Annotated in this window: 16 protein-coding genes; 8 read left to right on the top strand and 8 right to left on the bottom strand. The window is 46.0% G+C overall.

All coding sequences use genetic code 11. The annotated features are described in order from the left end of the window. Nucleotides 1-50: 50 nt before the first annotated feature. The 4 genes from ACWB0I_RS01150 to erpA form a co-directional block, all read right to left on the bottom strand. Entirely contained in the window at nucleotides 51-2,060 is a 2,010-nt protein-coding gene (locus tag ACWB0I_RS01150) for a (Fe-S)-binding protein (protein WP_479386193.1), read from the bottom strand. 171 nt (nucleotides 2,061-2,231) lie between these two features. Further along, entirely contained in the window at nucleotides 2,232-3,734 is a 1,503-nt protein-coding gene (locus ACWB0I_RS01145) for a leucyl aminopeptidase (RefSeq protein WP_479386192.1), read from the bottom strand. A 17-nt stretch (nucleotides 3,735-3,751) separates the two neighbouring features. Continuing rightward, complete coding sequence (def, locus tag ACWB0I_RS01140; RefSeq protein WP_479386191.1) at nucleotides 3,752-4,252, bottom strand: peptide deformylase; 501 nt, start codon at nucleotides 4,250-4,252, stop codon at nucleotides 3,752-3,754. A 132-nt stretch (nucleotides 4,253-4,384) separates the two neighbouring features. After that, the gene (erpA, locus tag ACWB0I_RS01135) at nucleotides 4,385-4,708 is read right to left on the bottom strand and encodes an iron-sulfur cluster insertion protein ErpA (protein ID WP_479386190.1); all 324 of its coding nucleotides are present in this window, start codon (nucleotides 4,706-4,708) and stop codon (nucleotides 4,385-4,387) included. A 598-nt stretch (nucleotides 4,709-5,306) separates the two neighbouring features. Here erpA and ACWB0I_RS01130 point away from each other — a divergent pair. The 3 genes from ACWB0I_RS01130 to ACWB0I_RS01120 are packed head-to-tail and all read left to right on the top strand — an operon-like array spanning nucleotide 5,307 to nucleotide 9,239. Next, complete coding sequence (locus tag ACWB0I_RS01130) at nucleotides 5,307-6,170, top strand: ADP-ribosylglycohydrolase family protein (protein ID WP_479386189.1); 864 nt, start codon at nucleotides 5,307-5,309, stop codon at nucleotides 6,168-6,170. Between the two features lie 52 nt (nucleotides 6,171-6,222). Beyond that, nucleotides 6,223-7,650: an aldehyde dehydrogenase family protein gene (locus ACWB0I_RS01125; protein WP_479386188.1), complete on the top strand. Its 1,428-nt coding sequence runs from the start codon at nucleotides 6,223-6,225 to the stop codon at nucleotides 7,648-7,650. A 14-nt stretch (nucleotides 7,651-7,664) separates the two neighbouring features. After that, entirely contained in the window at nucleotides 7,665-9,239 is a 1,575-nt protein-coding gene (locus tag ACWB0I_RS01120) for a GMC oxidoreductase (protein ID WP_479386187.1), read from the top strand. Between the two features lie 3 nt (nucleotides 9,240-9,242). On the opposite strand, the gene ACWB0I_RS01115 is transcribed toward ACWB0I_RS01120, so the two are convergent. Further along, complete coding sequence (locus ACWB0I_RS01115) at nucleotides 9,243-9,614, bottom strand: cupin domain-containing protein (RefSeq protein WP_479386186.1); 372 nt, start codon at nucleotides 9,612-9,614, stop codon at nucleotides 9,243-9,245. Between the two features lie 717 nt (nucleotides 9,615-10,331). Between ACWB0I_RS01115 and ACWB0I_RS01110 the strand changes: the two genes are divergently transcribed. The 5 genes from ACWB0I_RS01110 (at nucleotide 10,332) to ACWB0I_RS01090 (ending at nucleotide 17,037) form a co-directional block, all read left to right on the top strand. Continuing rightward, nucleotides 10,332-11,456 carry an aminotransferase class V-fold PLP-dependent enzyme gene (locus ACWB0I_RS01110; protein WP_479386185.1) on the top strand — a complete coding sequence of 375 codons (1,125 nt, stop codon included), beginning with the start codon at nucleotides 10,332-10,334 and terminating at the stop codon, nucleotides 11,454-11,456. Nucleotides 11,457-11,615: 159 nt separating this feature from the next. Further along, on the top strand, nucleotides 11,616-13,997 hold the full coding sequence (locus ACWB0I_RS01105) for a GumC family protein (RefSeq protein WP_479386184.1): 2,382 nt from the start codon (nucleotides 11,616-11,618) through the stop codon (nucleotides 13,995-13,997). Between the two features lie 5 nt (nucleotides 13,998-14,002). Further along, nucleotides 14,003-14,500, top strand: a complete 498-nt coding sequence (locus tag ACWB0I_RS01100; RefSeq protein ID WP_479386183.1) for a polysaccharide biosynthesis/export family protein — start codon at nucleotides 14,003-14,005, stop codon at nucleotides 14,498-14,500. Between the two features lie 299 nt (nucleotides 14,501-14,799). Beyond that, the gene (locus ACWB0I_RS01095; RefSeq protein ID WP_479386182.1) at nucleotides 14,800-15,510 is read left to right on the top strand and encodes a response regulator transcription factor; all 711 of its coding nucleotides are present in this window, start codon (nucleotides 14,800-14,802) and stop codon (nucleotides 15,508-15,510) included. A gap of 3 nt (nucleotides 15,511-15,513) precedes the next feature. After that, nucleotides 15,514-17,037, top strand: a complete 1,524-nt coding sequence (locus ACWB0I_RS01090) for a sensor histidine kinase (protein WP_479386181.1) — start codon at nucleotides 15,514-15,516, stop codon at nucleotides 17,035-17,037. Here the strand turns inward: ACWB0I_RS01090 and cydC are convergent. From cydC to cydB, 3 genes are all read right to left on the bottom strand, one after another. Next, nucleotides 17,013-18,755: a thiol reductant ABC exporter subunit CydC gene (cydC, locus tag ACWB0I_RS01085; RefSeq protein ID WP_479386180.1), complete on the bottom strand. Its 1,743-nt coding sequence runs from the start codon at nucleotides 18,753-18,755 to the stop codon at nucleotides 17,013-17,015. The two genes, ACWB0I_RS01090 and cydC, sit on opposite strands and share 25 nt — an antisense overlap. Continuing rightward, the gene (gene cydD, locus ACWB0I_RS01080) at nucleotides 18,755-20,485 is read right to left on the bottom strand and encodes a thiol reductant ABC exporter subunit CydD (RefSeq protein ID WP_479386179.1); all 1,731 of its coding nucleotides are present in this window, start codon (nucleotides 20,483-20,485) and stop codon (nucleotides 18,755-18,757) included. The genes cydC and cydD overlap by 1 nt, the downstream gene beginning before the upstream one ends. 76 nt (nucleotides 20,486-20,561) lie before the next feature. Further along, entirely contained in the window at nucleotides 20,562-21,578 is a 1,017-nt protein-coding gene (gene cydB / locus ACWB0I_RS01075) for a cytochrome d ubiquinol oxidase subunit II (protein ID WP_479386178.1), read from the bottom strand. Between the last annotated feature and the right edge of the window lie 9 nt (nucleotides 21,579-21,587).

Genomic DNA, 21,587 nt, shown 5'->3' with positions numbered 1-21,587 from the left:
GGTACTTTGCACAACGGTGTCCCATCAGCCTATTCGGAAATCCACCCAGTTCACAGGCGTTCGGCTACAATTTCAGCCAGATCTTTTACCTCAACAGACGCTCCGCTTTCATTGGAAGCATCCGTGAGCATGGTCAGGCAAAAAGGACAGGCTGTGGAAATCATCCGGGCATCGATTTCCTGAGCCTGTTTTAACCGGGCGCGCCGCACCGCTTCCTGGCCCGGTTCTTCCTCTTTCCACATCTGAGCTCCGCCAGCGCCACAGCAAAAACTGTTTTCACGGCTATTTTCCATCTCTTTGAGCGTTATTTTGTTCACGGCGTTTAAAATGGTACGAGGCGCTTCAAATTCCCGGTTATGCCTTCCCAGATAACAGGGGTCGTGAAAGGTAAGTCCATCGATCTGCTCCTGACTCACCTGCAATTTCCCTGATGAAAGTAATTCACTGATGAACTGACTGTGGTGCACTACCTGGTAATGGCCGCCAAACTGCGGGTATTCGTTCTTCAAAGTGTGCAGGCAGTGCGGGCAGGTGGTTACAATTTTCTTAACACCGGCCTTGTTTAAATTTTCAACATTGGTCTCAGCCAGCATGGCAAATAAATACTCATTGCCAGCACGCCGTGCGCTGTCGCCCGTGCAACTTTCATCGTTGCCCAGAACGGCAAAATTCACCCCGGCAGCGTTTAAGATTTTGGTAAAAGCCCTGGCAATGCGTTGCCCTTTTTGATCAAATGCTCCAGCACAGCCTACCCAATAGAGGATTTCAAAATCGGGATTTTCCTGCACTGTAGGTACCTTTAACTGCGGATCGGCTTCTTTCCAGGCCAGTCGATCCTTGTTCATATTCCAGGGATTGCCGTTGCGCTCCATGCCCACAAAGGCATTCTGCAACTGCTTGGGGAACTGCGACTCCATCAGCACACGATCGCGACGAATGCCCAGCAGATCGTAAAGCGGTTCATTACCTACCGGGCACACTTCCACACAGGCGCCGCAGGTAGTACAGGCCCATAGAGCCGATTCGCTAAGCGCAAATTCCAGAAAGGGCGGTAATTCCTGCTCATTATCCAGAAACTGCCCGGCATTCCGATTTAGATAATAACGTTTATTAATCTCCAGGGCCGAGGGACTTAATTCTTTTCCGGTGGTGTAAGCCGGACAAACATCCTGACAGCGGTTGCACATGATGCAGGCATAGGCGTCAATCAACTGTCCTTTTTCCAGATGCGCCATAGTAGCCTGCCCAAACTGCTCGGCTTCCTCATCTTCAAAATCGATGGGTTCCAACAAGGCATAACCATCCAGACGCTTTTTAAAGAAAAAGTTGATCGGGCCCATGAAAAGATGAGCATGCTTGCTGTACGGGAAATAGGGAACAAAAGCTAAAATCAAACCAATAGCCAGCCACCAGCTCACATGGTGAAAAACGGTTAAAAGTTCAGGCGACATTCCCTGCCACAGATGAGCCAGAAGCGAGGCTCCTGGTTGCCAGACATCGCCCCCTCCATGAGCCAGGTAAAAACTTTGGCCGATCCAGCGAAAACCAACATGCAGCATGATAAACAGACCGACAATCAGAGAATCGCGTTTAATACCGGCATTAACTTCCGGCAACAGTTTGACATTGTCCCTGATTTGCAAACGGGGACTATTTAGAATAAAACGTCGGATTAAAAACACAGCCATGGCCAACACAGCCAGGAAGCTGAAGATATCGACAAATAAATGGTACCAGTGGCCAAGCATATTGTGCCCGAATAACATGAAATTTTCATCAAAGGCTTGAATGAGATCGTTCAAATTGACCAGAAAATAGAGGATAAAGGCCCAGGCGATGAAGGCATGCAACACACTCAACCAGAATCTGGATTTTAACACTGTGCTCTGCAAAATCAATACTTTTAAAGCTGTAAAAAACCGACGGCCCACTTGCTCAACCGTCAGGCTTCCCTGGCCTTTTTGCACAACCCGCACCATTCTGGCAAATGTTTTGTAAGACAAAAAGAGTGAAACAAAAAGAGCAATGACTAAAACGATCTGTTCCCCCAAAGAAAGCATGGCATTTTCCTTTGTTAAAATTTACTGAACATGTAAAAATCGTTTGCAAGTTAAACCAGTGCCCCCATCCATCCCATTTTCTTCTCTGAAGACGGACACCTAATCCCCCATCTGTTTCAAAATGAATGGTTTTCCGGGGGCTATGAATGGTTCAATTACTCAAAAAATTTTTCAGGCCAGTCGATTTAATTTTTTAAAGGCTGCGGCCAACAACCGAATGCCAAAGCCGGTAGCCCCTTTACCTAAAAAATCGATGTGTTTCACATCATTGGCCGTACCGGCAATATCGATATGGGCCCACGGGCGTTTTTCCACAAAAAATTCCAGGAATTTAGCGGCCGTGACCGCGCCCCCCCAACGGCTTCCGATGTTGTTGATATCGGCGATATCGCTTTCCAGATCTTTGTGGTAAATGGCATCAATGGGCATGGGCCAGAGCAGGTCGCCTGAATCCTCGCCGGCTTCAAAAAGGGCCTGGCGTAATGGTTCCGAATTGGAAAACAGACCGGCTCGTTTATCGCCAAGCGCTACCACGCAGGCTCCGGTTAATGTGGCAAAATCGATCATCAGGCCAGGTTCAAAGGTACGGGCAGCGTAGCTCAAAGCATCGGCCAGAATGAGGCGCCCTTCGGCATCGGTATTTAATATTTCGATGGTTTTGCCGGAATAAGATTTAATGACATCGCCGGGACGAATGGCCCGGCCGCCAGGCATGTTCTCCACCAGAGGCAGCACGGCAAAAACATTCATATGACCTTTTTGGCCCACAATAAAATCCATAGCACCAATAACCGCTGCCGCGCCGGACATATCGAATTTCATTTCGTGCATGTTAGCCGCCGGCTTAATACTAATCCCTCCGGTGTCAAAGGTTACACCTTTTCCTACCAGGGCCACTGTTTTTTTGGCTTCCGGCGGTTGATATTTAATAACCAGTAAATAGGGTTCATTTTGACTACCCTGTGCTACGGCCAGAATGGCCTGCATGCCCATCGCTTCAAGTTTTTCACGATCAAAAACTTCTACCGTGCAATGATTGTAATTTTTGAAATGCTTAACAACCAGATCTTTGATGTAAGCCGGTGTGGCAATATTGGCCGGCATGTTGGCCAGATTGCGCGCCAGATAGACACTGGACATGAGCTTTCTGGTTTTGATGACGCCCTGCCTGAATTTGGGAGAATATTCATGTTTCCCACAAAGATAGATGTAGCGTGGTTCAATGTGATTCTGTTTTGCTTCGCTCTTTAATTCATCAAACACATATTGTTTGTAAAGGATGCCTTCTGTAAGGTGTTCAATAATCTTTTGATTGCAAACAGGCAAATTTCCAAGAAAGATATGATTACGGCGACTCTTAATATCTCGCTGTTTACTCTCAATTAAGTAACCGACCTCACGAAATTTGTACGGATCGATTTCGTAGGAATCGCCTACTCCGATGAACATCACGCGCTCCACACTTTTGGAAAACCGGGGATAAAAAAGAAGCGTCTCTTTGAATTTTCCCTTAAAATCCTTTACTTCGCTAAAGAACCACTGCAGATCTTTTTGAATACAGGAGGGGAAAACAGAAAAATCTTTCTTCCGTTTTTTGGTAAATTTTTCGGTCAAAAGGATAATGAGCAGGTGGGAATTTAAGCCAAACTCTGAAACCGTTGCAATCTGGAACAAAACGAGATCCTTTCTGATTAATAGGTTTCGGGAATTACTTTCTGAGCAATTAATACATTTCTGCGTATCGGACTGATCCGATCCACAAATAAAATGCCGTTTAAGTGATCAATTTCGTGCTGCAAAATTCTGGATAGCCATCCGTCAAATTCCTGAGTAAACAACTCTCCGTTCTCATCCTGATATTTGAGCAGGATTTTTTCAGGCCGGCGCACTTCTTCACGGACATTCGGAATGGACAGGCAGCCTTCTTCTACGACCCATTCTCCGGATGACTCCAGAATCTGGGGATTAATGAATACTCTGGGGTATTCGTCATCCACCAATTCAGAAGCATCCACCGCAATGATTTGTCTGGAAATGCCAATTTGCGGGGCAGCCAGACCGATGCCGTCTTCAACATGCATTACTTCGATCATGTCTCTGGCTAATTTTTTCAACTCTTCATCGAACTCTTTAATCGGTTCGGCAACTTTCCGCAAAATGGGATCGCCAATGTATCTTATTTTGTATTTCATCCTCAAAACTCCTGTAAAAGAACAGAATATATTAATTTTTTTGGAATTTAAAAAAAATTGTTACATTTGTAAAAATAAAAGCCCTCCCCACGTCAATTTGTGAAGAGGGCTTTAAACTTTGCAGATTGGCATTTAAACGGCAAATGAGCTGCCACAGCCACAAGAACGCCTGGCATTTGGATTATGGAATACGAATCCTGAACCATTTAAACCATCCGTAAAATCGATGGTGGCCCCGATCAGATAGACCAGGCTCTTGGAGTCAACGACCACTTTTACCTCATCAAACTCAAAAAGCTGGTCGTTCTCCTTTTGCTGCGAATCAAAATGCATGGCGTAGGTCATGCCCGAACAGCCGCCTCCTTTGACGCCGATTCGCAAAAACTGGCCGTGAAGCTGCTCCTGATCCATAATGTGTTTTACTTTATGGATCGCTCTATTGGTTAAGGTAATCATATTTTCCTCCTGAATGTTGAAACGTGTATTGTAAAAAACGCTGCACTTTGAACAAAAATTCCTATGGCAGCAAAGCCGCAACCAAAAACATTTCCGCAGGGATTTAAGCAGCCACAAAGAGCATCCGCCTGGCAGGCGCAGCCGTTTGGAGCGAAGCAGAAATCCCGATCCTCGGGGACAGGCCCGTCTGGCCAGCCGGACAGGCAAACAATTTTAATTAAAAATTACGAATTACGAATTATTTTGTTAAAGGGCGAATTGTGCCCAGGCGCTGAAGGCCTGTGCCGGCATGTCATTTTGAATCCCGATTCAGCGGGACTTACATTTGCAGACAATTTACAGACGCAACGTAACACGAGCTTTAGCTCGAGCCCTACATTTCCAGACTAAATTTCTCTCTCTCCCAATTTTTGTTTGGTGGTGAGGGCTCGTGAGAGGAATCCCATACATGATTGAAGAGATTCCGGCTCTCGCTTATGCTCGGCCGGAATGACACCTTCGCGGAAGATTCCTGGCCCCCGTTCTTGCAGATCCCAACTTGCATTGAATCCATTCCTGATGCAATTTATTAATAATAAGGAGCCAATGGGGGGCAATCATGAAAGACAACCTCCGCCTGATGATGTTAAGCTTAGAAGGCCTTTCGGTTGGCGATGCATTCGGGCAGCAATTTTTTAATTCAGCCAATCGAAAATATCTGAATGCCAGCGCTTTACCTCCCGGCGAATGGAAATGGACCGATGACACGCACATGACGCTTTCTATTGTGGAGATGTTGCAGGAACAGGGGACCATCGATCCGGATGCTTTGATCAAAAAGTTTGCCTACCGTTATCTTAGGGAACCGTGGCGCGGTTACGGCTGGGGCGCTTCCCATTTATTGAAAAAAATAGGCGAGGGGAGAGACTGGCGGGCACTAACGCCCAAACTGTTCGATGGCGGCTCGTTCGGAAATGGCGCAGCCATGCGCGTGGCTCCGCTGGGCGCCTTTTTCCATCATGATCTGGAACGGGTGGTTAAAGAAGCGCGCAAATCGGCCATGGTTACCCATGCGCATTCCGAGGGACAGGCCGGTGCCATTGCGGTGGCTCTGGGCGCTGCTCTGGCTGCGCAGGAACAGAATTTTCAGGCATCGGTGTTCATGAGCATGATTGCCGAATGGACGCCCGAAAGCGAAGTAAAAGAGAAATTGTTGCTGGCCAGCAAAATTGCTGCAGAAGATTTCGACTACGCGGTAGAAGCGCTGGGCACCGGGCATCGTGTTTCTGCCCAGGATACGGTTCCCTTTTGCCTGTGGATGGTTGCCCACCAGGGCCATAATTTTGAACAGGCTTTGTGGCAAACGGTTTCTGCCGGCGGCGACATGGACACAACCTGCGCCATTGTCGGCGGATTGGCCGCCCTCATGGGCCGCAAAATTCCAACGAACTGGCTGGAACATCGTGAACCTCTGGAAGGCTGATCTTCAGCATGAATGATTTTTTTCTTAAATGAACAACTAAAGGATTTTAAACATGGCAGATAACATGACCAGTGCCCTTAATGAGATCGACCGAATTTTTGATCTGCAACTTCAACAGCGCAAACAAACCCACTGCCAGAGTCTGGAAGCGCGAAAACAGCGCCTGAAAAAGATCGAGTCATGGATCATTGCCCACCAGGAGGACATTGGCCAGGCTCTGTACAACGACTTTAAAAAGCCTTTTGAAGAAACGCAACTCACCGAAATTTTTATTGCCCTGGCCGAAGTACGTCACGCGCTTCGGCATTTGAAACAATGGATGAAACCACGCAAAGTAAAGCGCACCAAGGCCATGATTACCACCCGCTCCTGGATTCGCTACGAGCCCCGCGGCCTGGTTCTGATCATCTCTCCCTGGAACTTCCCCTTCCATTTGTGTGTCGTTCCGCTGATCTCGGCCATTGCCGCCGGAAATTGTGCTGTTGTAAAACCCTCAGAATTAGCACCTCACACCGCCCAACTGATCAAAGAAATGATCGAATCGCTTTTTGAACCTCAGGAAGTCGCTGTTTTTTTGGGAGATTACCGGATCGCTCAGGCCCTGCTGCAAAAACCGTTTAACCATATCTTTTTTACCGGTTCTGCCAGGGTGGGTAAAATCGTAATGGAAGCTGCGGCAAAACATCTGAGCAGCGTAACCCTGGAGCTGGGCGGTAAGTCGCCGGTCATCATCGACCAGAGCGCCAATCTAAAAGATGCTGCGCAAAAAGTGGCTTTTTACAAGTACTTAAACAGTGGACAAACGTGCATCGCTCCGGATTACGTCCTCGTCCATCAGGCGGTTTTTAATCGTTTTGCTGAATTACTCAAAGCCGAAGTTTCGCACATGTTCGGACAGCATCGAGCGCAAAAATTAGAGGCTGCCTACGCCCGTATCAATAACGGACAGCATTTCCAACGCCTGCAAAAGATGCTCCAGGAGGTTACTACAGGTAATGATGAAATCATTTTAGGCGGCGAACAGGACGAGCAACAAAATTTCATAGCGCCAACCCTGGTTAAAATCCATTCCTTTAATAATCACCTGATGAACGAAGAAATCTTTGGCCCCATTCTCCCTATGATTCCTTTTAATACCGTAGATCAAGCCCTTGAGTTGATCAATCAATTCGATCGTCCGCTGGGCGTTTACATTTTTTCGCACGATAAAACCTTTGTTGATCAGATCATGGCTCAAGCCGATTCCGGCGGCGTTTGCATCAATGATGCGCTCCTGCAATACCTCCACCTTAATCTGCCTTTCGGAGGTGTTCAGAAAAGCGGTTTTGGCAACGCTCACGGATTTTATGGTTTTCGAGCCTTTTCCTACGAACGCGCCGTGCTGCGCCAGGGTAAAGTCAGCCCGTTAAAATGGGTGTACCCACCATACACAGATTTCAAGAGGAAATTAATCAAATTGCTCATCAAATATTTTACTTAAAAGACGAGGTGCCCATGACGCCCGAGTACGACTACATCATCATCGGTTCCGGATTCGGAGGCGCAGTTTCGGCCTTGCGGCTTTCCGAAAAAGGTTACCGTGTTCTGGTTCTGGAGAAGGGCAAGCGTTTGAAAGAGGACGACTTCCCCAAAACCAACTGGAACCTGAAACGCTGGCTGTGGCTGCCTGCGCTGCGCTTTTTCGGATTTTTTAAACTTTCTTTTTTCAGGCACATAACCATCCTTTCTGGTGTGGGCGTGGGCGGCGGTTCATTGGTTTATGCCAATACCCTGCCGGTTCCTAAAGATGCCTTCTTTACTGCGCCGACCTGGGCCCATTTGGCCGACTGGAAAAAAGAATTGATGCCCTTTTATCAAATGGCCCAAACCATGTTAGGGGCCACGGAAAATCCCAGGTTGGAAACCGGAGACAAAGCCTTAAAAATACTGGCCCAACAACTGGGTAAAGAAGAAAGTTTTAAACCAACCACAGTGGGCGTCTTTTTCGCTGATTCAGAGCAAGAAATTCCAGATCCCTATTTCAATGGAAAGGGGCCCGCCCGCGCTGGCTGTCGTTTTTGCGGGGGCTGCATGGTTGGCTGCCGTTACAATGCCAAAAATTCACTCGACAAAAATTACCTCTACCTGGCCGAAAAACAGGGGGCAATTATTCAGCCGGAATCTGAGGTGTACGACATCCGGCCGCTTGGCCGTCCCGATGGGCAAGACGGCTACCAGGTGTTCTGGAGACAATCGACGCGTTACTTTAAGAAAAAGGGCTCTTTTACCTGTAAAGGGGTTGTGTTTGCCGGCGGTGTTCTGGGCACCGTGCCCTTGTTGTTAAAACTTAAAAAGCAATCGTTGCCTGCTCTTTCGGATCGCATTGGATATGGGGTGCGCACAAATTCAGAAAGCCTGATCGGAATTACAAGCACCGACCGAAAAACCGTTTTCTCTGAAGGTATTGCCATCGGCTCCATATTACAAACCGATGTGTACAGCCATCTTGAACCGGTACGCTATCCCAGTAGATCAGGATTCTGGCGCATTTTAATGTCGCCCATGGTCTCCGGGCCAACATTCTTCCATCGCTTGGCCAATGTCTTAAAAACCATCGGACGGCATCCCATTACCTTTTTAAAGACCTATCTGGTTGATGACTGGGCTAAACGCACGCAAATTTTGCTTTTCATGCAAACTCTGGATAGCACCTTGCGTTTCAGTCGGGGGCTGTTAGGCATGAAGAGTGCGATGGATGAAGGAAAGGCGCCCACGGCTTTTATTCCGGAAGCCCAGCAACTGGCCAGGCAATATGCCCGCATTGCCGGGGGCAATCCCACTACTCTGCTCACCGAAAGTCTGTTTGGCATTCCGACAACAGCCCACATCATAGGCGGAGCCGTCATGGGCCGCACAGCACAGGAAGGGGTTATTGACAGGAACAACCGCGTGTTTGGTTACAAGAACATGTACATCTGTGACGGTTCCATGATTTCGGCTAATCCTGGGGTCAACCCCTCGCTGACCATAACAGCATTAAGCGAACGCGCCATGAGTTTAATTCCTGAAAAAGCTCTTCATTCTGATTGATCGTCAGTCTGCGTCATCCTGCTTTTCAAGGAGGGTCATTTTATCTTCTTTATTGGGGATTAAACACAAAAATTCGAACGGCTCATCCCCAGTATTTTTGTACCAGTGTTCAACGTGAGCCGGAATAAAGATCACATTGTCTCTGGACACCTCAAATTCCTTATCGCCAATACCAATACGCGCCCTGCCTCTCAGCACCAGTTGTTCATGTTCCACAGAATTTGTGTGGCGGGGGATGAATCCTTGCGCTTCTATGATAAAACGACGCATGATAAAATTGGGCGCCTCCTGATCGTTGATTAAAACCTGGACAAAGGCCTTGTGACCTACCGGAACGCGCTGTGCCGGCACCTCAGCCATTTTTTTCACAAACATAAAACTCCCTTCGTTCATGCTTAATTCTGACAAATAAACTATTCCATTCCGCCACATATTTCAATTTTTTCTATTTGCCCTAAAACACAACAGGCAGAGAAGGCATGTTCAATTAAAAATTACGAATTATTTTTTGAAGTGCCCCGTAGTGCCTGAGCGGCTTGGTATCTGGTAGCCTGACATTCATAAAAGCCCGTAACTCGAGCTTTAGCTCGAGACTTCTCCGCTCTGCATGTCGCTTGCGCTCAGCGCATCGGTCAAAATGACCATCAGGGAGGCCCCATGCCGGCATGTCATTCTGATCCCGCTTTAGCCGGAGAAGAATCCCTTACACCGGCGTTATTTCCCCTCTCTCCCAATTTTTGGGAGAGAGGTTTAGGAGGTGAGTGCTAAAACAATCCCTCAAAATGAAGAGAGTTTTTCCCCTTTCAAGTCACTATTATAAAACAATATTGCAATCAATGTCTCCAATTCATCTTTACTGGATATTTAAACAGAAAAAATTTAAATTTTCTAAAAATAGTAAAGCCCGGGAATCTCGAACCATGAAACCGTTTTTCCCTGCAGCCCATGAACGGTTTGTTTCTTTGTTCTGGTTTAAACAAGCAGAAGGTAGAGTGCGACCAAAACTCAGAGCAAAAATAATTAATGGAATTTACTATTTGAGTCGATAATCTCCGGGTTCAGGTCAGTGAATGCCTAACAAGCGAGGAAATAATGTTTGAATCCTACCGTTCCCTGTTTCCAATTACGGCGCAGAAAATCTATTTAAATCATGCGGCCATTTCGCCCCTTTCCACTCGCGTTACCGATCGGCTGGAATGGTACCTGGATGAACGGCAGTTTGGCAGTATTGACGTATTTCAAAAAGCGGACGAATTGCGCATCAGAACGCGCCAATTGCTGGCCGACCTGATTAATGCTCGGCCCGAGAATATCGCTTTTATTACTAATACGTCAGAAGGCTTTAACCACCTGGTCCATGGCCTGGAATGGCAGGCTGGCGAAGAGATCATCATCCCCAACTGCGAATTTCCCAGCAACATGTATCCCTTCCTAAATCTCGAGCAGCGAGGGGTCATCATTAAAAAGATTCCCAGTCGCCACGGCCTTGTGGACATCGAATATCTTAAACAAGCGATTACGACTAAAACCCGATTGCTTTCCATAAGTTATGTGGAATTTGCCAGCGGTTTTCGTAACGATCTGCAGGCCATCGGTCAGATGTGCAAGGAACATGGCATTTTATTTTCAGTGGATAGCATCCAGGGGTTAGGCGCCTTACCCCTCGATGTGCAGGCCTGCCAGATTGACTTTTTGTCCAATGGCGGGCATAAATGGCTGATGGGGGGCATGGGCGCCGGATTTATGTACATTGCTCCGGAGTTGTTTAAAATTCTTAAACCGTCCTTTACAGGCTGGCTGGCTGTGGAAAAGGCATGGGATTTTTTGGATTACGATCTAACCTTTTTGCCCGATGCCCGACGCTTTGAATATGGGACGGCTAATTTTTTAGGCATTACGGCCCTCTCCGCTTCTGTAGAGCTATTGAGCGAGATCGGTTTGGAAAATATTGAAAAACACCTCTTACATCTTGGCGAACTCATGGTTACCGAACTGGAAAAGACAGGGATCAAACTGGTCAATACCAAAGACCGTGCCCACTGGTCGGGCATTTACTCCTTCAAAGTCGATCATTCCGAACAACTCTTTAAAACCCTGACAGAAAAGGGCATTGTTTGTTCTTTGCGCAATGGATTATTACGGATTGCGCCCCATTTCTACAATACGCAGGCAGAGATCGAGGAATTGATCGCTGAAATTAAAAATTTTTATGCCTGAGATACGAAAACAAGTGTGGTAATTTCTTGATTTTTAAGTAAAATAGCAGTAGATTCAGAGAGTTATTTTTTAATCTGTTTATTCTTTTGGTAACAATTTAATCTACTGTGAACAGGGATAATTATTAAGGTAAACAATTGATTAATATTTGGGAAAACAATGAGTGTTGAGAGAATGGGAAATGGCGATGGTTTTCCAGGTAACGGAAAGCCAATGGCTCAACCCTATTCAGGTTGGGAAAATGAAGAAGAAGTAATGAAGTTGCAGGATTACCTGCAAATCATTCTGCGTCGTAAATGGATTGTGGTGGTCTCTTTTATTGCTGTTTTTCTCACAGCGGTAATTTACACCATCAATAGCCAGCCGGTTTACCAGGCGCAGGCCACTGTACTGGTTAACACGCAAAGCAAAAGTCAGGGTGGATTATTATTATTCGATCCCACCGGTCTGGGTTTCGCCCAGAACCTGAATAATGAGCTGGAAATTTTAAAATCGCGTTCTGTGGCCAATGCCGTAGCCAAATCGCTATTGGAAAAAAAGTATTACGATGGTACCAATGAAATTCTGCACTGTATTCGGGCTCCGGAAGATGATCCCGAAGGCCGTGAAATTCTCTATGAAGACGAACTGACTCAAAAACTTACAAAAACGGTCGAATTTGAGCCGGTACGCGATTCAGAAGTCATTAAAATCATCGCTAAAAGCGGCGATCCGCGGGATGCGGCCCTGATTGCCAATCAGTTTGCCAGAGCGTACTACGATCGTAATTTGCGCATGAGTCGAACGCGCTCCAAGGCAGCCCGCGAATTTCTGGAAAAACAATTGGTAGCCAAACAGGAAAAGCTGGCTGAAGCCGAAGAAGCATTACAACGCTACATGGAAAAAACAGGTATTGTTTCAGTGGACGATGAATCACAAAAGGTCATTGAACAACTTGCCACAGTGCAGGCTCAATATGAAAATGTGGACATTGAATTGCAATCGGTCAAAGAATCGCTCAATTTCTATCGTCGGCAAATTGCCCGGCAGGAACCCAATGTGGCCAAAATCATGAGCGACGCCAGCGATCCTTACATCCGCTTACTACAGGAAGAGATCGCCCGACTGGAAGTCGAAAAGGACATTACCATCTCGCAGAATCCGCATGCCACCGAAGATCCCATCTATAAAGAAAAACTTTTAAAAATCGATGCTCAGATTGATAATTTGCGCAAAAAGCTGCAAAAACGAACCAACGATTATTTGAAATCCGTTCTGCCCGGTCAGTTAACCGATCCAGCTAAATACCTGGTGGAAGTAAAGCAAAAAATCTTCGATACCCAAATTCAAACTCAGGCCCTGGAAGCTAAAAAGAAAGCATTAGGTGAAGTCCTGCTCGATTACCAGAAGCAATTCGAACGCATTCCTAAAAAAAGCATTGAATTTGCCCGTTTACAAAGGGCCCGGCTCAGCGCGGAAAAACTGTACCTGTTAGTAGAAGAAAAATACCAGGAAGCCACCATCGCCGAACAGTCACAATTTGGATATATTGAGATCATTGACGAAGCCATTGTGCCCACCATTCCCATTTCGCCCAAGGTGCGCATGAACCTCATGCTCGGCGCTCTGTTAGGCCTTGGTCTGGGCATTGGTCTGGTATTTTTGCTCGAATATCTGGATGTCAGTATTCGCACTCCGGAAGACCTCAAAAAACGTGGCTGGAAACCCCTATCCGTTATTCCCAGCATGGATTCTCAGATGCTTTCCGAATTCTCTGAAGACAAGGCCAACTCCCAGCTGGACAGCCACCTTGTGGCCTATTTGAGTCCCCGGTCTTCCGTGGCCGAAGGCTACCGACGCTTACGTACCAATTTGCAGTATTCGCGTCTGGATAAACCAATAAAAAGTTTTCTGGTCACCAGCCCTAACCCAAAAGAGGGAAAAACCACAACCGCCTCTAATCTGGCCATTACCTTTGCCCAGGCCGGAATGAACACTCTACTGGTAGATACTGACCTGAGACGGCCCTCTGTACATCGCCTGTTTAATTTGCCAAAAGAACCGGGTATTATCAACCATTTATTCGGCCAGAATGAGCTGCACGAAGTCATTCACAAAGACGTGATTCCTCATCTGTCCATATTAACCTGCGGTCTGGTGCCTCCCAATCCTTCCGAAGTGCTGGCTGCCCCACAGACCCATGAACTGATCGAAAGATTAAAAGGCATGTACGACGTAGTTATTTTCGACACGGCGCCTGTACTGGCTGTAACCGACGCTTCCATTCTGGCCACCCAGGTAGAGGGCACTCTGCTGATTATTCTGGCCGGTACCACCATTTACGATGAGCTGGAACACTCTCTGGAACAGCTGGAAAGGGTGAATGCCCATGTTTTAGGTGTGGCCATGAATAACTTTGACATCAAACGCGCTTATGGCAGTTACTATGGGCAATATAAAAGCCGTTATTATGGTTACTACGGTTATTACACCTACGGACATTCCAAAGGTAAAAAATCCAAGAAAAATAAAAGTGAAGTGAGCGAGGAAACACAGGAATAATGCGCATGGAAAAGAGATTGATCATCGTTTTAATGTTCTTTATGATGAGCACGCCTCTCTGGGCTCAAATCGAACAACTGGATATGGCCAACCGGAATGTAACTGGTAAGTCGGTCAACTATTATTACGCCAAACCAGGCGACATTACCATTACCGTTAGTCTCTGGGGCTTTGTCCAAAAACCCGGACTCTACGAAGTTTCGAGCTCTACCAACTTAATTCAGCTGCTCTCCCTGGCCGGTGGCCCCAATACCTACGCAGACCTGGACAATATTCAAATCATCAGAACATCAAAAGATGAAAAAGGGCGTCTAAAGAAAAAAGAACTCAAAGTAAATCTGGAAAATTTAATTAAACTAAATGAGGAACAAATCCGGTTGCAACCCGGCGATGTCATTTTTGTTAATCATTCTAATTGGTACACCGTCAAAGAAGCCTTTTCAGTCACCTCAAGTGTGGCTATTATCTTTTCCGCTTTGTATTATCTCACCAGAATCTTTTAAGCCGATCTCTCGTTGTTTGACTTCGTGGAATTATTCCACTGTAAATTTTGTTATTTTAAAAAGATGATTCGTTTCTTAGAGAACGAATCATAATTCATAAATCACTATTTTCAGGTCGGGGTAGCGTTGCAAAAAGCGTATGTTTTTCTCTTTTTATTTTGCAGTTCCATTCAACGACAAAAAAATCAGGGGGTAATCTCAAATTTGTTTTTGGGCCGAAAAAATCGCATGAAAAAATTAACCTTTTGCAATGGTTTTGTGACAATTACACCGTATTTTAAAATATGGAAGAATCAATCATGGGCAAAAACGTTTTGTTAATTGAAGATGATGACGAACTCTGTTCGCTTCTTGAATTGCATTTGAAGGATCTGGGCATCCATTTAGATGTGGCCAATGAAGGCAACGAGGGCCTGGCTCTTGCCTTAAAAAACGAATACGAAATGGTTTTATTGGATGTCATGTTGCCTGGATTGGATGGTTTTGAAATTTGCAAAACTCTGCGTGAAAAAAAGAAAAAATTACCCATCTTGATGTTAACCGCCAAAAGCGATGAATTTGACAAAGTATTGGGCCTGGAATTAGGCGCCGATGACTACATCACCAAACCGTTTTCGGTGCGGGAATTATTGGCGCGCGTTAAATCGATCTTAAGACGAGTGAAGGCGTTCGAAGAAGGGCAACAGTCCAATAATGATGAAATTTACGAATTTCATGGTTTGATTGTGAATGTAGCCAAACATCGTGTGCAACTCAATAATAAACTAATCGAACTCACATCTAAAGAATTTGATTTATTGAAACTTTTTATTTCCAATCCGGGCAAGGCCTTCACACGTGAAGAGTTGTTGAATCTGGTTTGGGGGTATCAATTCTCAGGTTACGAACATACCGTGAACTCACACATCAATCGTTTGCGCGCTAAAATAGAAGAAGACCCGTCCAATCCTTACTACATCAAAACTGTATGGGGGGTTGGCTACAAATTTGTCGATGAGGATGGTTTGTAATCCATGAAAAAAGTTTTTAAAAGTTTGTTTGGCAAAATTGCCCTCATCTTCTTAATCGAGATCATGGTTCTTTCGGCCATTCAAATGTACCTTTCGTTATCCTGCACATTTGATTACTATTTTGAGAAAGATCAAAAGATGCACGCCTGTACAGCGCCTAATATAGCCAGAATCATTGAACAAAAACTTAACGCAGGCCAGCCCCTGGATTCTGTAAGAACAGAAATTAACAAACTGCGGTTGCTTAATCCGGATGCGCACATCTTTTTATTGAGTTACGCTGGCGACATTCTTTTTCCCTTAACAGAAGAATCGGAATTAGCTCGCAAAAAGATCGATACGCGCCCCATTCTTGAGTTTTTAAGCCTGGATTCCACCAACCGTATGAAGGCCATTTTTGTGCAGGATCCGCTTAAACGTGATAACCGCGTTATCTTTTCGGCCAGTCCCATTTCATTGCCTAAGCGCATGGGTTATTTGCTGGTCACATTTAATGTGCCGTTAAACACCATATCCTGGCAAACCATTCGTGAAAGCGGGGTTATACAAAACACGTCAGTAGCGGCCATGCTTACCGTAATGATGAGCTTACTGGCCGGTTTTATGGTTTTCTTTTTCCTGAACAGGCGTTTACAGATTATGCGCAATGTGGTTAATTATTTCAAGAATGGTAAATATGATGCGCGTATTCCCATCACCACCCAGGATGAAATTGGTGATTTGGGCCTGGCATTTAATAACATGGCCAGCGAATTTGAAAAACACCTACGTACTCTGGAGCAGAATGATCGCCTGCGCAGAGAACTGATCGCCAACATTTCGCATGACTTGCGCAGTCCCCTGGCATCGGCCCGCGGCTATGTGGAAACCATTCTAATGAAGGAAAAAGCCCTGTCCGAAAAAGAACGTAAAAAATTCCTTAAGATCATCCATAAAAACGTTGTACATTTAAATGACCTGGTCAATGAACTGTTCGAACTGGCCAAATTTGACGCCCGGCAAATTGAACCGAACATCGAGCCTTTTTCCATTGCCGAGCTGGCTCAGGATATTGTACTCAAGTTTCAGCCACAAGCTGAGGCCTGGGGCGTCAACCTAATATCGCGCTTTCCCAGAAACTTTCCTCTTGTTCGGGGCGACATTGGCATGATTGAACGCGCAATTTCTAACCTACTTCAGAATGCGTTAAAATTTAGCGGACGCGGAGCCACGGTGATTCTGGAACTGGTAAAAAAAGAAAAGCAGGCGCAAATTAACATTCGTGATAACGGACCGGGCATACCGGAAGAGGATTTGCCTCACATTTTTGAACGGTTTTACCGCGTGGACAAAAGCCGGAATCGAACGCTCGGCGGCAGCGGCCTGGGGTTGGCCATTGTTAAAAAAATTATCGAGGCCCACGGACAGACGATAACTGTGCAAAGCAACAACACAGAAGGAACCGTTTTCAGCTTCAGGTTACCTCTCTGGTCCAGGGAAAAAGCATCGACTCCGAAAAAGGATCAGACAAACATTAAACTTTCTTGAAATACCGAGTACATGTGCCGGTACAGACTATGGCCCTCCAGCAATGCCCGGTGCCCGTCTGCCCCAACCAATTGACCTTCCTGAAGAACAAATATTGTATCGTATTCTTCCATATTGCTAAGGCGATGGGTAATATTGATAATGGTTCGCTCCCTGAAATAATCGAAAATATTGCGCAAAATACGTCCTTCTGTCTCCACATCAAGATGAGAGGTTACCTCATCCAGGATTAAAATGGCTGGCTTTTTAAACAACACCTGGGCCAGAGCCAGTCGTTGCGCCTGTCCGCCGCTGAGCAAACGCCCGTGCTCGCCGATCCAGTAGTTAAGGCTTTTCTGCGGACTCTCCGCCAGATCGTCTAACTGGACCACTTTCAATATTTCCATCATCTCCTCAGCAGAAGCCTGTGGATTTATTAGCTGTAAATTTTCTGCTATGGTGCCTGTAAAGAGATGGAAATCCTGCGAAGCATAGGCGATGTGTTCCCGAATATCTGTTTGTTTAAAGGCCTTCAATTCCTGGCTATTGAGTAAGATGTGACCTTTCTGATAGTCATACAGACGGATCAATAAACGGGCCAGGGTGGATTTGCCTGAACCGCTGGGCCCGACTACAGCGACATGGGAACTATGGGGGATTTCGAGAGACAGATTTTTAAGGATGGGCGTTTCGTTTTGCGGATAGGCAAAATATAAATGCTTAATGCCTAAATCGAGTTTTTGATCTACCGGAAAAGGAAGCGGATTTTGCGGTTCTGTAAATAACGGCGGTTGGTCGATGATTTCAAACAATCTTTTGGCAGCTTCATTATTTTCTTCCAGATACTGGGCCATCTGAGGCAGGGGCAACACGCCTTCAAAAGCAGTGAGCATTCCCAAAACCAGCAGGGCCAGATAGACTCCCTCCAGTTGTTGTGCCTGGATGTCCTCAATTCCAATGATTAACGTAACCAGCACAGCGCCAAACATGAGCAAAGTAACAAATCCCTGATGCAGGGCATCAATAATTAGCATGCGTTGTTGTAACTGCGTCACCTCAGCATTCAGGGCATGAATTTTTTGCTGTTGATCTGCGGTTCTTTGATTGACCAGAAGTTCGGGTAGGCCATTGAGCTGATCGAGCAGGGCAATATTCAGTTCACTCTTGATCTGCGTTATTTTTTTCCCTAACCCGCGACTCAATTGAATGCTTAGATATGGAATAATGGTGGCCGCTAAACCATAAAACACAACAAAGATGAGCACGTAACGCCAGGAGAATCGCCACAGTATCAGGGACATAACGACAACGGTCAGCACCGACACCGCAGGGGGGGCAATCACGCGCACAAAGAAGTTTTCTAAACTCTGGATATCGGCCACAATGCGCTGTAGTAAATCGCCACTTTTCAAATGACTTAGACGCGCTGGCACCAGAGGTTCCAGAGCCTGGTAAAAACGCACGCGAAAATGCGAAAGCAGGCGAAATGTAGTGTCGTGACTGATCAGCCTTTCTAAATAACGGAAGAGCCCCCGGCTAATGCCAAAGAAGCGCACTCCCACAATCGCCACCTGCAATTCGGCAATGGAAGGATGGAGAGCCGCCATGGAAATGATAAAAGCGGAAGTCATCATCAAACCAATGCCGCTACCGATGGTCAAAGTGCCCAGGACCACCGCCAGTCCAATCCATCTACGGTAAGGCACAATCAGTTTAATCAGCCGTAACACAGGACGCATTACACCATCTCCTGCAAACGGTTCATCAACTGCCCCAGATATCTGTTGGGTTGTTTTACTTCTTCAAACGTACCAAAATCCACCAGTTGGCCCCCATCCAGGGCCACAATGTAATCGGCTGTTTTCAGGGTATTCAGACGATGAGCAATAATAATTTGCGTACGATCTTCGGGAAATTGGTTCATGATTTCCATAATCTCCTGATCCAGTTCAGGGTCGAGATTGGCTGTTGGTTCATCAAATAAGATGAGAGGAGCGTTTTTCAAAAAGGCGCGGGCCAGAGCCAGGCGCTGCGCCTGTCCACCGCTTAACCGCGCCCCCCTCTCTCCAACCACCGTTTGATAAGCCTGCGGTAATTGTTTGATGAAGCGATCCAAACGGGCTTTTTGGCAGGCCAGCTCAATTTCCTGTTGGGTGGCCTGGGGTTTAACCAGCCTCAAGTTGGCCTCAATACTATCGTGAAACAGGTAGGCCTTTTGCGGTACCCAGCTGATTAATCGGAACCAGGCTTCGTCCGGCCATTGGCGCAAATCGTGACGGTCAATAAGAATTTTGCCCTCAGTGGGGGCAATAAACCGTAGCAACAAATTAAACAGGGTTGATTTACCGGCGCCACTAGGCCCAATGATCACATATTTTTTACCGCGCTGAAATTGTAAAGAGAACTTGTGTAAAGCAGGTTTTTCCTTTGCACGATATCTGACGGTCACCTGTTTGAATTCAATGGTAGAAAACGAAGAGAATTCAGGAGCAGGGAGCGGCGAAGTTTTTTCGTGCAAGGGTAAATTAAAAATTTCGAAAATTCGCTGCGCGGCTTCAAAGCCTTCCATACCGGCGTGGAAACTGGCGCCCAACTGGCGCATGGGCAAATAAAATTCCGGCGCTAAAATCAATACAAACAGAGCCTGCACAAATGGAAGTTTTGCGTAAAGCAGGCGCAAACCAATCTCTACCGCAATGACCGCCGTACTGATGGTGGCAGCCATTTCCAGGACCAAGGCCGATAAAAAGGCAATGCGTAAAACACTTAAAGTGGTGTGGCGAAATTGTTCGCTCAGAATTTTGATTCGCACCACCTGCGGCGCGCTCCGATTTAAAATCTTTAAGGTAGTTAATCCTTCAATCATGTCCAAAAGAAAAGCGCTTAAATAGGAAAGCGTTTTCCACTGACGCTGGGTAGCCTTTTTGGCCAGATTTCCGATCAAAATCATAAAAATTGGGATAATGGGTGCGGTGAACAAAAAGACAATTCCGGAAAGAAAGTCAATCGGGAAAACGACAATTAAAATAAGAATGGGAATGGCAGCTGCCTTAAATAATTGCGGAAGGTAGGAACGAAAATAGGCGTCCAGCGCTTCAACGCCATGTTGTAAGGTGTTGGTCAGTTCACCGCGTTTTTCGTGTCCCAGATCTACGGGACTTACCTTCTGCAAATGGGCAACCAGTCGGTCTCTTAATTCAAACCGGATTTTTGAACTAAGATGTGTGGCAAAAATATCGCTTAGCCACTGCGATAAAAAGCGCAATAGAGTGATCAGAACAAACAGGAAAAGGAGAAAAGTAAGTGCGCTAAGCGACTGTTTCTGCAAAAAACTGGCGTCAATAATGACACTCAAATAGTGGGCCTGCATCACAATGGCCAGGCCTACTATTAAAGAAAAAAAGGCAGAGCCGATGAAGGGCCATTTCAAATTTTTTATCTGGGCGATAAGCCGGGCATCTAAATTCATGCAAAATTTTTGTAAGTGTTACTTTATTAAAAGTAGTAATAAAGGGCTGTGGAGCGCCTCCACAGCCCCGCTAAAATTAGTAAGTGAGTTTTGATTTTGTCGAAACGCGCTGTTTAAAAATGTAATAGGTCCAGGCCTGATAGGCCAGAACGATGGGCACAAAAATCAAAGCCACAATACTCATGATCTTTAACGTGTAAGGCGAAGAAGAAGCATTGTAAATGGTTAAGTTCCAGTCCGGATTAAGGGAAGAAGGCATGACATTGGGAAACAAGGACATGAAAATGGTCACTGTTGTAAAAACAATGGTCAGCGCATTCATCACAAACGCCCAGCCCATTTTGCCATTTTTAATAAAAACATAGGTAAAAATCAAAGCCAGAACAGCAAAAATGGGCACAATACCCGGGCTAACGCCCAATTTGAGGAACAGGTCCGTCTTAATATAGCCCACAATAATAAACAGGACGAACACAATCACAGTCGGAATCCAGAGCTTAGCAGCCAGCGCTCTGGCTTTCTCTTCTATTTCGCCCTCTGTCTTCAACGAGATAAACAGCGCCCCATGCAGTAAAAAGATGGTTAATGTTCCAAGACCACCCAACAGGGCAAAGGGATTGAGCAAGTTAAAAAAACCGCCTACATAGTTCATGTTTTGATCGATGGGTACACCAACCCAGATATTGGTCATAGCCACACCCCATAAAAGCGCAGGTATAAAGCTACCCACAGCCAGAGCCCAATCCCAGAAATTTCGCCATCCGGGATTGTCATCTTTGCTACGAAATTCAAAAGCCACACCGCGTACGATCAAGCCCACCAGCATTAAAATCAATGCCAGATAAAATCCGCTGAACAAAGTAGCATACCAGTTGGGGAAAGCGGCAAACATGGCGCCGCCGGCCGTTAACAGCCAAACTTCGTTACCATCCCAAAAGGTTCCAACGGAGTTGATAAGCACTCTGCGTTCTTCATCGCTTTTGCCTAAAAAAGGCACCAGCATGCCCACTCCATAATCAAAACCTTCTAAAAAGAAATAACCGATAAAGAGGACGGCAATCAAAATGAACCATAATGTATTTAAAAATTCCATCACTTACCT

This window comes from Caldithrix sp. (assembly GCF_056497305.1).
The sequence above is the reverse complement of the archived record's forward strand: the minus strand, read 5'-3'. Positions and strand labels throughout refer to the sequence as shown.